This is a genomic window from Dolichospermum sp. FACHB-1091, assembly GCF_014697585.1.
In the GTDB taxonomy this organism is placed as follows: domain Bacteria; phylum Cyanobacteriota; class Cyanobacteriia; order Cyanobacteriales; family Nostocaceae; genus Dolichospermum.
The window spans coordinates 54,216-69,395 of sequence record NZ_JACJSB010000015.1; the positions used below are offsets into that span (position 1 = coordinate 54,216).

Below are 15,180 nucleotides of genomic sequence, written 5' to 3' on the forward strand. Positions count from 1 at the left end.
CTAAACCGATGCAAAACCAGTAAATTGTCTCATATAAGGTGGCTTAAAACCTAAAACAATATCCGTTTGGTACTCCCAATTCTACCAACTCACTAGCTACCCCTTCCTCTGTAAAATCTCTCTAAATCCAAATTTTTCCATCTCTAATATCCACATGAATAATTGTCCCATAAACTTAACTCACATTAATTCATGAGATTAATTTAATCAATTTTGGTGCGTTACGCAACGCTTACACACCTTACTGTCTGAATCAGGATTTCCAGGATTTAAGGATGTACAGGATGAAGAAAAAAACTCATCTTTAAAACCAGAAATATTCCCAGATAAATATTCATAAAAAATCCTGTAAATCATCTAATCCTGAGCATCCTGATTATGACAAAATAAATTATGTATAGTGTCATCTATTTCTAAATCTTTTCCTCAACAAGTTATTAATGAAGCTGAATAAAGACTTTGGCAATATTACCTCTTGACAAATGATACTGGTTAGGTATAATATTACGTAATATCATATTTAGATTAAATCAGCGTTTGGAGGAAAACGCAGGTATCATGTCAATGACAATTTTTAGCAATGCGTTCTCAGATGAGTTGGTTACAGCTACTGAATTAAATCATCAACCTGGACGAATTCTAGATAAAGTTAAAGAATCTAAAAAAATCATTAAACGACAAAGATAATTTATTACCATGGGAAAGCTGTCAAGTAAAACAAAATTCGGAAATTTACGTAATTTACAATTCAGACGCGAAGGAAAGTTATCTAGACAAGAGCAACGGGGAAATATTACTCCGAAAATATCAGAAAGATTCCCCAATACTAAATTACGACTGTTAGCTGTATGGGGTGTGTTAATGATGGCTATATTAGGGTTAGCATTCAACTTATATCAGCTACAAATTGTTCAGGGCAAAAAATTGACTCAGAAGGCGCGAAACCAGCAAACGGTGAACTTACGCCTTTATATCCCTCGTCGTCCGGTGGTAGATCGAGGTAATAATGTGTTAGCTATTGACCGTCCTGTATATAATTTATATGCCCATCCCAGATTATTTGATCATTCCCAGTCGGAAATTGCTGAGAAAATTGGTCTGATTCTGGGCAAAGACAGGGCTGAACTCGTAAAAATATTCCAAAGTAAAAGTAGTGGGATTTTATTAGTTTCTGGTGTATCAGAAGATATTGCTGATAAATTGATATCATTACGCTTGAATGGGTTTGAGTTTATTCAAAAATACTCCCGATTTTATCCTCAAGATGATTTGGCGGCAGATGTGGTAGGCTATGTAAATCTTGACCGTCGTGGCCAAGCTGGTGTAGAATACAGTCAGGAAAAACTACTAGAACGCTCTGGACAAACTGTGCGAATGAGTAAAACTGGCAATGGGTCATTAATGCCAGATTACGCCACCCAGGGGCTGCTGCATTTTGATGATTTGAAGCTGCAATTGACTATTGATGGTCGTATACAACGGGTAGCCCGTACGGCTTTAAAGGAACAGATGACCAAGTTTAATGCTAAACGAGGCGCAGTGATTGTCATGGATGCGGTTGATGGTTCTTTGTTGGCTTTGGTTTCTCAGCCCACTTATAATCCCAATAAGTATGCTAAGTCTGATATTTCCTTATTTAAAAACTGGACTGTAGCTGATCTTTATGAACCGGGATCAACATTTAAACCTGTAAATGTGGCGATCGCTTTAGAAAATGGTATCATTAAACCAGAGGATAAATTTGAAGATCCTGGTTCTATCCAGATCGGTACGCATACTATCAAAAATGCCGAAAAAACTGGTTATCGCCAACTGACTATTCCTCAAATTTTACAAACTTCTAGTAATATTGGTATGGTGAGAATGATGCAACGATTAAAACCATCCATATACTACAATTGGCTAGAACGTCTGGGATTAGGACAAAAATTTAAAACAGATTTACCTTTTGAAGTTAGTGGTCAATTAAAAAGTCAAGAAAAATTTACCTCTTCAGCCATTGAACCTGCAACTACATCTTTTGGACAAGGCTTTTCTCTAACTCCATTACAATTGGTGCAAATGCACGGAGCATTAGCTAATGGCGGTAAATTAGTTACACCTCATGTAGTTCGAGGACTAATTGATAGTAAAGGACGCATACACTATTCAGTTACTCTCCCAGAACAGAGACAAATTTTCTCACCAACAATTACCCATCGTGTTGTAGAAATGATGGAAACAGTAATTAATGAAGGTACTGGTAAAGCAGCGAAAATTTCGGGATATCGTATTGGTGGGAAAACGGGAACAGCCCAAAAAGCTAGTCCTAATGGTGGATATATTAAAGGTGCGAGAATTACCAGCTTTATTGCTATTTTACCAGTGGAATCTCCTCGTTATGTGGTTTTTGCAGTTGTAGATGAACCAAAGGGAGAAAATGCCTATGGTTCTACGGTCGCCGCACCAATTGTTAAAACTGTCATGGAAACATTAATTCCCATTGCACAAATCCCCCCTCATGAAGATAAGGAAAAGAGGGAAGATAATTGACATAGGACTTATCATCTAAAACTGCTATAACCTTCTTTGAAAGTAGATTCAATTGAACCTAAATTTTGGAATAACTTAATTAATTTATGAGATTTTGTTTTTTGCTCTGATAAAATAACTTTTAGCGGTGTTAAAAATTCAACATCAGGATCATCTTTAAGGGCAATTTCTGCAACTTGTAAAATTTTGCTAGTATTCGCAAAAATATCTTCATTTTCAAAACCATATTTTGCTGAAATTTGGTGCAACTCAGCGTCGGGTATTATCGCTCTACCTGATAAAGTTTCATCTAATACTAAACCTTTTAATAAAGCTAATAAACCTGCATAAATTGTAAAATCATCACAACTATCACAGGCTTTAAATTCTATCCGTCCTACTTCTGAAGGAATGCGGGCAATTTTTGTTAATGAGGGAACACTTTTGATTAAGTCCTCTGACTTTTCCACAAAAACTAATACTGCTGGTCTTTTTCCTGTTCTGATAAATGTTCTGACTGATAAACCTGACCACAAATCAGCATTATAAAAAGGAGAACTATAAGTAAAAGGGATGATATAAGGACTGTAATACGTCAACTTTTTACCAATATCAATTAGCTTTTCAGTAGACAAATTTTCCCAGGAAATATTCAAATCTGGTCCATAGGAAACCATGTAAATATGAGCAGTTTGTTCATCTGGATAAGCTTGTAATTGTCTAATTTCATAATCATTTAATGGTGGTTGGGGATTAAATACACAAGTATAGGGGTTAAAACTGACTAAAACAGGTGTAAAATTAAAAGTAGAAGCTACTTCACGCAATAGACAAAAACTTTCTGTTAATTCAGTAATTGCTCCTTGAATGGTAGAATGGATAGTTGTTCTAATTTCGATACCTTTGGCTAAACAGTCAATTACTTCTTCAGAGTCGCTAAATCTTTCAAATCCTTCAATATACCAACGCTTTTTCTTAATTCCAGCGTCACCAACTCTTAATTGTGGGTAGTCAGTGGCATAAATAGGTAATCTATCAATAATTTGCTGAAAATCTGCGAATTTTGTATTATGGAAATCCGCGAATTTTCCTTGATGATTAAGAAAAGCAACTTCATGTTCAACGCCAAAACAGAACATACTTTACCCCGGATTTACTATAAATATGACCATTATATCCATAATTTATGCGGTTGCGAATCCTATAAAAGGAGGACTAGAAGTTAACTGTCTAGACATTGGAGGGGGTTTAGATACTTAACTTCTTTGAGAAGTTAGGTATCTTGGGAATAACTGATACAGGGACTAGCAGAAAAACCTTGATTTTCTGTTAGTCCCACCTAAGGAGGACTTTGTTTGTATAGGCGCGATTTATAATCGCCAGGACTAGGTATAAGATATGATCCTATTCCCTCCTATAATACAGTCCTTTGATTAGGACATCGCCTGAATGATGTAATCAAAGTAGGGTGCAGTCTCTAAAGCGTCTTCTGCATTCAGTAAATCTAAGGACGCTTGTTTGAGAGAATTAATCGCCTCTACCATGCCGGGAACGGGAACACCCAGAGAATTGTACATTTCTCGTACACCAATCAAACCAATTTTTTCAATGGGTTCTTTGTCACCAGCAAGTACACCGTAGGTAATTAGGCGTAAGTACCAGCCAAAATCCCGAATACACAAAGCCCGTTGTTTTTCACCGTAAGCATTACCACCAGGGGCGATAAAATCAGGGCGTTTTTGCCAAAGTTTTTTGGTGGCTTCTTGAACAATTTTTTTCTCGTTTTCTGAAAGGGTAGCAGCGATTCTTGTGCGCTTTACACCAGTTTCCAAAAATGCTTTGATGTTTTTGAGTTCGCCACTGCTGGGGTAACGCAGTTCGTCGTCAGCTTGGAGAATAACTTGGCTAATTACAGTCATGATGATCTAAATAACCCGAAATATTTATATTTGCTAGTTTAGCGACTTAGAGGAACATTCGTGAAGTGTGTGGGAAGATAGAGGTAAATCTATTCACAATTCTACATTAAGGAAGTCTCCCTTCCCTATTCCCTAACAACTGACTAATGACTAATATAATGTGGCGACAAGGTGAAGTCATCGAATTGGAAATTACTGATTTAAGCGACACTGGGGACGGTGTGGGACGCTTTGATCAGCGTGTGGTTTTTGTACCAGATACTGTACCAGGCGATCGCCTACTTGTCAAATTACTAAATGTTAAGCCAAAATATGCTTATGGTCAAATTGAGGATTTATTAGAGGCTTCGCCTCAACGGGTAAGACCAAATTGTATTGTCGCTGACAAATGTGGTGGTTGTCAGTGGCAACATATTAACTATAATTACCAGTTAATAGCCAAACAAAATCAAGTAATTCAAGCTTTAGAAAGAATTGGCGGTTTTGTTGACATATCTGTAAATCCAGTATTAGTAGCCGCTGCATCCTTGGGTTATCGTAACAAAGTTAGCTATCCGTTTGGAATTTCTGCTACAGGTCATGTCCAAGCTGGGTATTATCACAAAGGTACTCATAAATTAATCAACTTAAATCAATGTCCAGTGCAAGATTCACGGTTAAATCCTTTATTAGCTGAAGTCAAATTAGACATTGAAAAGCAGGGTTGGTCAATTTATGACGAAACCAGACACAAAGGATTAATTCGCCATTTAGGTTTACGCATTGGCCGTCGCACAGGAGAAATGCTGCTAACTTTAGTCGTCAAAGATTGGAACTTACCAGGAATTGAAAACCAAGCACAGCAATGGTTACAGCGTTATCCCCAATTAGTAGGCGTGTCATTAAATCGTAATAGCGATCGCACAAATGCTATATTTGGATTAGAAACCCGTTGTCTAGCTGGAGTTCCTTACCTACGAGAAAAATTCGCCGGACTGGATTTTCAAATTCGCCCAGATACCTTCTTCCAAGTGTACACAGAAACAGCCGAGGCTTTATTAGAGGTAATTCAGTCAGAACTAAATTTACAAGGTCATGAAGTCCTAGTAGATGCCTATTGTGGCATAGGAACTTTAACTTTGCCCCTGGCTAAACAAGTAAAGCATATCATCGGTTTAGAATTACAATCAACAGCAGTAAAACAGGCAATTGTCAATGCTCAAGAAAATAGAATTAATAATGTAACATTTCAAGTAGGTGCAGTGGAAAAAATTTTCCAGAATTTGGAAATTATACCGGATGTTGTCTTACTTGATCCGCCCCGGAAAGGATGTGAAGATAACGTTATCAAAACATTAAGAAACTTGAAACCTTCTCGAATTGTTTACGTCAGTTGTAAAGTAGCTACTTTAGCCCGTGACCTCAAGTTACTTTGCGAAAACGGACTGTATAGACTCACAAGGGTGCAACCTGCCGACTTTTTCCCCCAAACCGCCCATGTAGAAGCAGCCGCTTTTCTGGTACTATCGGACAATGATCAGAGTCATTAATTCTTCACAAAAAATAAAAATCAGAAATTTTTAGTCTAGTGGATACTCATAATGCTAGAATGAAATTACATAAAAATAGAAACTCATTTTGTTTTAAAGAAATCGAGGCTGCATGAAATGTTAAGAAAGGGATAAGATTGTGTTAAATACAAACCAGCAGTTAATGAGATTGTTTTGCTCGTCCTGTTCAAAAGTAGCAGTTTTTTATCTGCTAAATCAACGGATTAACTTTAGCAAATTGTAAATAAGCAATATGAATTCTCATCTTAAGTTACCAGCCAAGAGCATTTTTATAAATTTAGTTTTACAGACGCTAGTTTAAAGGCAACATGATTACCTAATTCTGACCAGAATAGCTGAAAAAGCTTTCCTGATGTCTAGCTAACTAAAAGCTACGGGGTTTCTCTTGTGATTACCATTTCTCTTCGTCCAGTTGGGCGTTACTGGGGGACAATTAGTTTTGCCTCCACCCTTTATCTTTGTCCAATCCTAGATTTACTGTTGACTGATATTCCGGCAAAATTACAATCAGAACTGCGACTAGGACTCCAAGAAGCCCTAGTAAATGCCGCTAAACATGGGAATAATCTTGATCCAGGTAAGTTAGTCGTAGTCCGTTTCTCACTAGTAGATAATCAATATTGGTGGATTATCTCAGATCAGGGTAGCGGGTTCACTCCCTCCATTACAGGTGATAGTGATCCCAATGACTATTTACCACCAGACGAAGCAGAAAGTGGACGCGGTATGTCCTTACTGCATCAGATTTTTGATCAAGTAGAATGGAATGGCAAAGGTACAGAACTCAGTCTTTGTAAGCAAGTAGAAAGCCGTCGTTTATTATCTTTGCGAAGGTGAGGGGTGAGGTTTATTCCTTTGCCCCTACGGGTGTCCGTGGGTGGGACAAGGAGGCGCGGAAATTGATTTGTCTAGCCAGCCTACAGCCTGTTCTAGTCTCGCTTGCGCCTCCTGGGGTTCATTTTTGACCAAAAAGACTATGGCGGCGGCAACCTGTTCACTAGCACGGGCATTGCGGTTAGATTTGAGACGATGCCACTCCTCTGGAGTGATCCTTAACCTTTCCATGAGGGCTTGTGCTAGTTCTAAAGTGCTAATTTCATGTAGTTGACTAGTTTGCGACATAAGACTAAGTGCTAAGTTAAGAGTAAAATTTATGATTTAATCATCATAGCTAATTACTAATCGCTAATGACTAATTTAGAGGAAAATCCCTACCTAGATTTTGCACGGGAATTAGAGGAAGTGGAAACTTCACTAAGATTCTTGAAGGATAGATATACCCAAGTGCAAAATGATCAACAACAAAAGGCACAATGGCAACAAGAATTAAAGAATTTAAGGCAAAATAGTAAACAGACCCCAGAAATCAAGGCCGAGTTAACCCGCATTCAAAAACAGTTGGAAACCTTAGAAATCAACTTAGAAAGCCAGTTGTTTTCTTGGAACACCCTAAAAAGACCTTTTTGGCAAGCTATCCGTTTTGGCGGTTTAGGCGTTATTATGGGTTGGTTACTAAGATCTTGGGTTGGATGATGGAATTTTGGATTTTGGATTTTGGATTTTGGATTTTGGATTTTGGATTTTGGATTTTATTTAAATCAGGTCCAGTGATATCAAATCGGAAATTTTATGATTCAGTTCCTCCGATTTTCAGGCTCTATTTTGCTAAAATCGGTATTATATAGAATTTTGGATTTTGGATTTTGGATTTTATTTAAATCAGGTCCAGTGATATCAAATCGGAAATTTTATGATTCAGTTCCTCCGATTTTCAGGCTCTATTTTGCTAAAATCGGTATTATATAGAATTTTGGATTTTGGATTTTGGATTTTATTTAAATCAGGTCCAGTGATATCAAATCGGAAATTTTATGATTCAGTTCCTCCGATTTTCAGGCTCTATTTTGCTAAAATCGGTATTATATAGAATTTTGGATTTTGGATTTTGGATTTTATTTAAATCAGGTCCAGTGATATCAAATCGGAAATTTTATGATTCAGTTCCTCCGATTTTCAGGCTCTATTTTGCTAAAATCGGTATTATATAGGATTTTGGATTTTATTTAAATCAAGTCCAATGATATCAAATCGGAAATTTTATGATTCAGTTCCTCCGATTTTCAGGCTCTATTTTGCTATAATTGGTATTATATAGTCAAAAAAACAGTTGTAGAAAATGCTAAATCGTCGTATTGCAGAAATATTAAGAAGTGGTAAACCAGAAGAAACTTTGGTAGTCCAAGGTTGGGTAAGAACAAAACGCGAGTTAAAAGGATTTGCGTTCCTAGAAGTTAATGATGGTTCATCTTTGGGTAATTTGCAAGTTGTGATTAATCAAGATTTACCAGATTATCAAGGAATATTAAAACAAATCAATACAGGTGCTTCTATAGAAATATCAGGAGTAATAGTAGCTTCCCAAGGTAAAGGACAAAGAATAGAATTAAAAGCGGATACGGTGAAAATATACGGAGACGCTGATCCTGATACCTATCCCCTGCAAAAGAAACGTCATTCCTTTGAGTTTCTAAGAACCATAGCCCATTTGCGCGGTAGAACTAACTCCTTTGGTGCGGTATTTCGGGTGAGAAATGCTTGCGCGACTGCTATTCACCAATTTTTTCACGAACGGGGTTTTTTATGGGTACATACTCCCATTATTACCGCTAGTGACTGCGAAGGGGCTGGGGAATTATTTACTGTTACTAATTTTAATTTAAAGAATGTTCCCCGCAGAGAAAATCAAGAAATTGATTATAGCCAAGACTTCTTTAGTAAACCTGCATATTTAACAGTTAGTGGACAATTGGAAGCCGAAATTATGGCTATGGCTTTTACTAATGTCTACACTTTTGGTCCTACATTCCGTGCGGAAAATTCTAATACTTCTCGTCATTTAGCCGAATTTTGGATGGTTGAACCAGAAATGGCTTTTTGTGATTTACAAGGTGATATGGATTTGGCTGAGGAGTTTCTGAAATACATTTTTAAATATGTAATGGAAACTTGTCCACAAGACATGGAATTTTTCAATGAACGCATTGATAAAACTGTTTTAGAAACTGCTAATAATATTATTAACAATCAATTTGAAAGGTTGACTTATACAGAAGCAGTCAAACTTTTAGAAAAAGCCGATGTTAAATTTGATTATCCTGTGAGTTGGGGTGCAGATTTACAATCAGAACATGAACGCTATTTAGCCGAACAACTGTTTAAAAAGCCAGTCATTGTGACAGATTATCCCGCACAAATCAAAGCTTTTTATATGCGGTTGAGTGACGATGAAAAAACCGTCCGCGCTATGGATATTCTCGCACCAAAAATAGGGGAAATTATTGGTGGTTCCCAACGGGAAGAAAGACTTGATGTTTTAGAAAAACGGGTATTAGCACAAGGTATGAACCCAGAAGATTTGTGGTGGTATTTAGATTTGCGTCGTTATGGAACTGTTCCTCATGCTGGTTTTGGTTTGGGGTTTGAAAGATTGGTACAATTTATGACGGGTATGGGGAATATTCGGGATGTAATTCCCTTCCCCCGCACACCAGAAAACGCTGAGTTTTAATGATTTTAGAGACGTTGTAAATAACGTCTCTTTTAAAAATCTTATTGTTCTAATTGCTACTTATGAATTTGAGAAATAGCAAAACTTTTCAGAGACTGACGAAAGAGGGGGATGATCTGAGATTAAACCACCTTGCGCGGTAATTTTTTTTGCTGCATCTAAAAGATACTCATAATAAGTATGAGCAATAATGGATAACTGCTTACCAGCGGGATAAATGATATACCAATTTCGCTTAATCGGAAAGTTTTGGACATCTAAAATGCTAAACTCCGCAGCGTCGCTTAACATTGTATGACGGGATAACACAGAAATACCTAAGCCTCCTGCGATCGCTTGCTTAATCGCTTCATTACTTCCCAACTCTAATTTCACCTTCACCTTTATCCCATGTTCCTCCAACAGACTTTGGACAGCGCTGCGAGTTCCTGAACCAGGTTCACGCATAATAAACGGTTCTTCTCCTAGTCGTTCGATAGGAATATTTTTTTCCTTCTTTAAGGGATGATTAGCTGGTGCAAAAACTACTAAGGGGTTTTCTAAAAATGGCTGGAAATTGACATCAAAATGATCAGGAATTTGACTCATAATATACAAGTCATCCAAATTACCCATCATCCGATCTAAAATCAGTTCATGATTTGTGACTTGGAGAGAAATATCAATACCAGGGTAACGCTGACAAAAAGGACCCAACAATCTGGGAATAATATACTTAGCAGTAGTAATTACCGCCAGTCTTAATTGTCCTTGTTTCAATCCCTTTAAATCCGCAATAGTCATTTGAAACTTATCCATAGTCTCAAAAATCTGGCGACAAGTAGCAAATAATTCTCGTCCTGCCTCCGTCAAATATAAGCGCTTTCCTACCTGCTCAAATAATGGCAAACCCACCGATTTCGTAAGCTGTTTGATTTGCATGGATATGGTAGGCTGAGTCAAAAATAACTCTTCCGCAGCGCGTGTAAAACTACCATGTCGGGCGGCAGCCTCGAACACCTTCAACTGGTGCAATGTCGCTTGGTTCAAGGTTATTCTCCTCTGATAACAATTTGTAGATATAGCTTGGTATTGCGTAACACTAGATGATTCTAAGCGTTATTTATACAAAGTCTTTAAGCTTAGTATACATAAAAATGTATCTTCAGAGTTTATAATATGAGCGATCGCCTCCGGTGGGTATAATGCGATCGCTATCAAAATTTATCCAGTTATTAAACTGAGGTTTAAATAAAAGTGCTGCTTACTGGTTCACCTCTTATCTTGATCATAGGTTTACGCTAAAATTAGCAACAACTATTTTCTGAACAAAAACTTTAGAAATAAGTAGGATTTATCATGGCTAATAACTTCAACTGGATTGACGCAACTACCTTAAATGGTACTCTTTGGGATAATGGAACTCTATCATCAGCAACTCCTATTACCCAAATCGGCACTTTAACCATTAGTGACTATTATCAAAAATATCTAAATACCCAACTCAACAATACCGGAACTATCATCGAAAATGACTCTCGTTTGTATTTCCATGATGGTCTTATTATGCAACGCCTGTTTAATTTTACTCAATCTGATAGGTTTTGGGCAAATTGGCAAAGGGCTTTCGGCACAAATTATGATGTTATCAAAGCGACAGAATTACGACAGCAGTGGCGAAGTCGAGATTTCAGTCAACTTCGCTTTATTGAGGTACTTAATGGGGACGTTTTGGGGACGGCGAATGGTGCTTATGCCAGCAGCAATAATAAGATTTATTTATCAGCATCTTTTTTGAATACAGCTTCACCGGAATCGATAGTTAATGTGATTTTAGAAGAAATTGGGCATTATGTAGATGCTCAAATTAATCAGGTGGATACGGTGGGGGATGAGGGAGAATATTTCTCAGCATTAGTCCGTGGAGTAGATTTGACAGCGCAAGAATTAAAAAGAATTGCTACTGAAAATGACTTCGCAAATATTACGATCGCAGGAAATGATATTCCTGTAGAAAAATCTGCACCAATCATTTTAACCGTTAATACGACCGCCGATCAAAATGATGGGAGTGCAACTAATGGGTTATCATTAAGGGATGCGATTTTAATTGCTAATGCTAATACGACGAATGATTATATTATCGAACTACAAGGGGGACAAACTTATTTTCTTACCCAAGGTAATAATTCACCTCTTATTCTTGATGATGAAAATGCCGCAAAAACAGGAGATATAGATATATTAGCCGGAGGAAATATTACTATCAAAAGTGTTGGTAATGGCTCGGCAATTATTGATGGTAGTCAGGTTTTAAGCCCATTTCGAGTGGGTGATCGCGTTCTTCATGTTTTAGATGGGGGCAATCTTACCTTAGATAATATAACAATTACCAAGGCGAAACTGGGAGGTGTTTGGATTGATAAAAACGGCATGGCGAACATTAATAATAGTACAATCACTGAAAACACTTCTGATAGGTTTATAGGAGGAAGTAAGTCACAAGGGGCGGGAATTATAAATTTTGGAACACTGAATTTAACCAATAGTAATATCACCAAAAATGCAACAGACAGAGATGCTGGTGGTATCGGTAATTTCGGTACTGCAAATTTAACTAATAGTTTAATTGATAATAACAGTTCTGCAAACAACGGAGCAGGTATTTATAACGAGGGTAGTCTGACTCTGACTAATACTATTGTGAGTAACAATAGTATCATTAATAAAATTTCCTCCTATGCTGTTACTGGTGAAGGTGGTGGCATTTATAATTCAGATACTGGTAGCATTACTCTCATTAACAGCACAATTAATCAAAATATTTCTGAATTTAATGGGGGAGGAATTAGTAATCAGGGAACTGTCTTGATTAATAACAGTATCATCAGCAACAATACTTCTAATTATACTGGGGGAGGGATTTTCATCGATACTGTACTAGCGATCGCCCCTGCCAATGCTGACCAGAGCGAGGGGGATAGTGGTAGCAAAGCTTTTACATTTACCATCAACCGGACTGGCTACCTATTAAGTGCGGTCAGTGTTGACTACACCGTAGAAGGTGTCGTACTTATTGCTGTTGTAGATGGATGGGAATCCGCTAGTGCCGATGACTTTACCGGGGGGGTTTTCCCGTCAGGAACAGTTAGCTTTGTACCGGGTGAGACCAGTAAGGTGATTAGGGTAAATGTGCAAGGAGACACCACTCCTGAAGTGGAAGGTGATTTCCCCAGTCAGGATGTCTTTACAGTTACCCTCTCTAATCCGACTAATGGGGCAACTATTACCACCGCCAACGCCTTTGGTACTATCCAAAATGACGACACCAGTGTTAGCCTAGCAGTTTCTCCTCCCAGTGTTACCGAAGATGGAACAACCAACTTAGTCTACACCTTTACCCGCACAGGAGTTACTAGTAATGCCCTCACCGTCAACTATAAAGTCGGCGGAACTGCCACAATAGGCACTGATTATACAGGAATTGCTACCGTAGGCACCACAAAAACCGTCACCTTTGCCGCTGGTGCTTCCACAGCCACCGTCACAGTTAACCCCACTGTTGACGCCACTGTAGAAAGTGATGAAACCGTTGTCTTAACTTTAGCCTCTGGAACTGGTTACACTATTGGTACAACAAATGCAGTCACAGGGACAATTACCAATGATGATCCCTTTACTGGAACCTCTAACGCTGATACCTTAATCGGTACAAATGGTGCAGATACCCTCATCGGACTCGCTGGTAACGATACCTATACCGTCAATCACATAGGTGACATTGTTACCGAAGCTCTCAATGCAGGAACTGATTTAGTCAACTCCTCCATTTCCTACACCTTACCTAATAATGTGGAAAACCTGACCTTGACAGGAACCACCAATCTTAATGGCACAGGTAACAGTTTGAATAACACCCTCACTGGTAATAGCGGCAATAACACCCTCACAGGAAATGCTGGTAACGATACTCTCAATGGAGGATCCGGAATTGATACCCTAATCGGTGGTTCAGGAAATGATACCTATCAAATTAATACTCCTACTGACACTATTACTGAAAACCCCGGAGAAGGAACAGATAGCATTCAATCTTCTGTTACCTTTGATTTAACGGTTTTCCCCAACATCGAAAATCTGACTTTAACTGGAACAGATGCTATTAATGGTACTGGGAATGCAGGTAACAATTCATTGACAGGTAATAGTGGTAATAATACCCTCAATGGTGGTGCTGGTGCAGACACCCTCAGAGGAGGGGTAGGAAGCGATATCTTCGTTTTCCAATTTGGACAATCCCCAGTATCAGGAGCAGACCGAATTACCGACTTTGCCATTGGAACTGATAAAATTGACCTGTTGACCTCCCTGGGTGTAGCTATGAATGCTCCCACTAGCTTCACTCGTGCTGCTAATAGTACAGCCACTACCTTAACAAATGTGGTCAATAATGTATTTACTGATGCTAATGGAGTATTAACTGGCAATCAGGCTTTAGGTGTAAATAGTGCAGCTTTAGTCAGTGTCACCACTTCCGGTATTACCGGGACTTATTTAGTCATTAATGATGGTGTGGCTGGTTTCCAATCCCGCAATGACCTATTGGTGAATATCACAGGATACAGTGGTACATTACCAGCTTTGGGTACTATTGCCGTTAGTAGCTTATTTATCTAAGTGCATAAGCGCCCCTTCTGTGATTGGGGAGCGAGTTTAACCCAAATCACTCTAATATTTAATATTTCTTTCTTTATCCCACTTTATCCCAACCTCAGAGGTGGTTTAAAAACTTTCGTTCTTCAGTACTTGGTATGCTAAACTACTAATTAAACATCAAAAATGTGTGCAAAAATAAAGGCAAAAAGCCAGAATCCATGAAAAACACCTAAAACGTTAATAAATAATGCCAGTATTTATTGCAGGATAAGGGTTTCATGGTTTTTGTGAACCCAATTTAGTATAATTAGCATAATATGTAATGAAGATTCAAAACTTTTAGATTGGGTTGACAAAAGAAAACTAACACTACTTATTATACATCTCATTCGGAACTGAATTAAAAAACGTTATATCATCTAAACTATTCAAAAACAGGCGACCAAATTTCAGAAATTCCCACTTCCCAACCAGGTAATAAATCAGGAAGAGTTAAAATATCACCATCTTTGAAAATTTGTGTTTCTCCATGACAAGAAACCTCTACAGTTCTTGTTTTGGGATTAATTAAAATCCCAACTTTTGCACCTAAATTCATAAAATCTTCAATCTTTTTTCTCAGTTTATCTAAAGAATCAGTTTTAGATTTTACTTCAACTACTAAATCAGGAACTAATTCAGCATAATCTTCCGTTGATTTTTTGAGGCGATTAGCACAAACAAAAGATACATCAGGCGCACGTAAATCAGAATTTGGTAATTTAAACCCCGCACTTGAACCAACTACACGCCCTAGTTTACGAGGTCTTACCCAGTTACCCAAAATTCGCGCAAACTCAGTACCTACTTCTTCCGATTCATAACCCGACGGACTCATAATAATGATACTCCCATCTACTAATTCCAGGCGATAGTCAGGATATGCTATCTGTATTTCTTCTAGTTCTTTGACTGTAAAAGACATGATCGTTTTCTCCTGAAATACTACGGAAATACT

The 15,180-nt window shown here is 37.9% G+C and carries 12 protein-coding genes and 1 pseudogene; 7 read left to right on the top strand and 6 right to left on the bottom strand.

What is annotated here, in order from left to right:
* Positions 1-172, bottom strand: a pseudogene (locus tag H6G25_RS21175) (element excision factor XisI family protein); the annotation flags it as partial.
* A 386-nt stretch (positions 173-558) separates the two neighbouring features.
* Between H6G25_RS21175 and H6G25_RS21515 the strand changes: the two are divergent.
* Together H6G25_RS21515 and H6G25_RS11350 are read left to right on the top strand one after the other, a co-directional pair.
* A complete protein-coding gene (locus H6G25_RS21515; protein WP_277881749.1) occupies positions 559-687 on the top strand; it encodes a hypothetical protein in 129 nt (42 codons plus the stop codon).
* Between the two features lie 9 nt (positions 688-696).
* Entirely contained in the window at positions 697-2,532 is a 1,836-nt protein-coding gene (locus H6G25_RS11350; protein WP_190392571.1) for a penicillin-binding protein 2, read from the top strand.
* Between the two features lie 11 nt (positions 2,533-2,543).
* On the opposite strand, the gene H6G25_RS11355 is transcribed toward H6G25_RS11350, so the two are convergent.
* Positions 2,544-3,650, bottom strand: a complete 1,107-nt coding sequence (locus tag H6G25_RS11355) for a glutamate--cysteine ligase (RefSeq protein ID WP_190392572.1) — start codon at positions 3,648-3,650, stop codon at positions 2,544-2,546.
* A gap of 294 nt (positions 3,651-3,944) precedes the next feature.
* Positions 3,945-4,430, bottom strand: coding sequence for an allophycocyanin subunit alpha-B (gene apcD / locus H6G25_RS11360; protein ID WP_028082722.1), 486 nt, complete (start codon positions 4,428-4,430; stop codon positions 3,945-3,947).
* Positions 4,431-4,576: 146 nt separating this feature from the next.
* On the opposite strand from apcD, the gene rlmD reads away from it, so the two are divergent.
* A complete protein-coding gene (rlmD, locus tag H6G25_RS11365) occupies positions 4,577-5,959 on the top strand; it encodes a 23S rRNA (uracil(1939)-C(5))-methyltransferase RlmD (protein WP_190392573.1) in 1,383 nt (460 codons plus the stop codon).
* A 408-nt stretch (positions 5,960-6,367) separates the two neighbouring features.
* Complete coding sequence (locus H6G25_RS11370) at positions 6,368-6,817, top strand: ATP-binding protein (protein ID WP_190392574.1); 450 nt, start codon at positions 6,368-6,370, stop codon at positions 6,815-6,817.
* Positions 6,818-6,841: 24 nt separating this feature from the next.
* Here the strand turns inward: H6G25_RS11370 and H6G25_RS11375 are convergent, their stop codons facing one another.
* A complete protein-coding gene (locus H6G25_RS11375) occupies positions 6,842-7,102 on the bottom strand; it encodes a DUF6439 family protein (protein WP_190392575.1) in 261 nt (86 codons plus the stop codon).
* A 66-nt stretch (positions 7,103-7,168) separates the two neighbouring features.
* Between H6G25_RS11375 and H6G25_RS11380 the strand changes: the two genes are divergently transcribed.
* A complete protein-coding gene (locus H6G25_RS11380; RefSeq protein WP_190392576.1) occupies positions 7,169-7,513 on the top strand; it encodes a hypothetical protein in 345 nt (114 codons plus the stop codon).
* A gap of 643 nt (positions 7,514-8,156) precedes the next feature.
* A complete protein-coding gene (asnS, locus tag H6G25_RS11385) occupies positions 8,157-9,548 on the top strand; it encodes an asparagine--tRNA ligase (protein WP_190392577.1) in 1,392 nt (463 codons plus the stop codon).
* Positions 9,549-9,608: 60 nt separating this feature from the next.
* Here asnS and H6G25_RS11390 read toward each other — a convergent pair whose 3' ends face one another.
* Positions 9,609-10,577, bottom strand: a complete 969-nt coding sequence (locus H6G25_RS11390) for a LysR family transcriptional regulator (protein ID WP_190392578.1) — start codon at positions 10,575-10,577, stop codon at positions 9,609-9,611.
* A gap of 309 nt (positions 10,578-10,886) precedes the next feature.
* Between H6G25_RS11390 and H6G25_RS11395 the strand changes: the two genes are divergently transcribed.
* Positions 10,887-14,204, top strand: a complete 3,318-nt coding sequence (locus tag H6G25_RS11395) for a bluetail domain-containing putative surface protein (RefSeq protein WP_199319735.1) — start codon at positions 10,887-10,889, stop codon at positions 14,202-14,204.
* 403 nt (positions 14,205-14,607) lie between these two features.
* Here the strand turns inward: H6G25_RS11395 and H6G25_RS11400 are convergent, their stop codons facing one another.
* Positions 14,608-15,147 carry a Uma2 family endonuclease gene (locus tag H6G25_RS11400; RefSeq protein WP_190392579.1) on the bottom strand — a complete coding sequence of 180 codons (540 nt, stop codon included), beginning with the start codon at positions 15,145-15,147 and terminating at the stop codon, positions 14,608-14,610.
* Positions 15,148-15,180 lie beyond the last annotated feature (33 nt).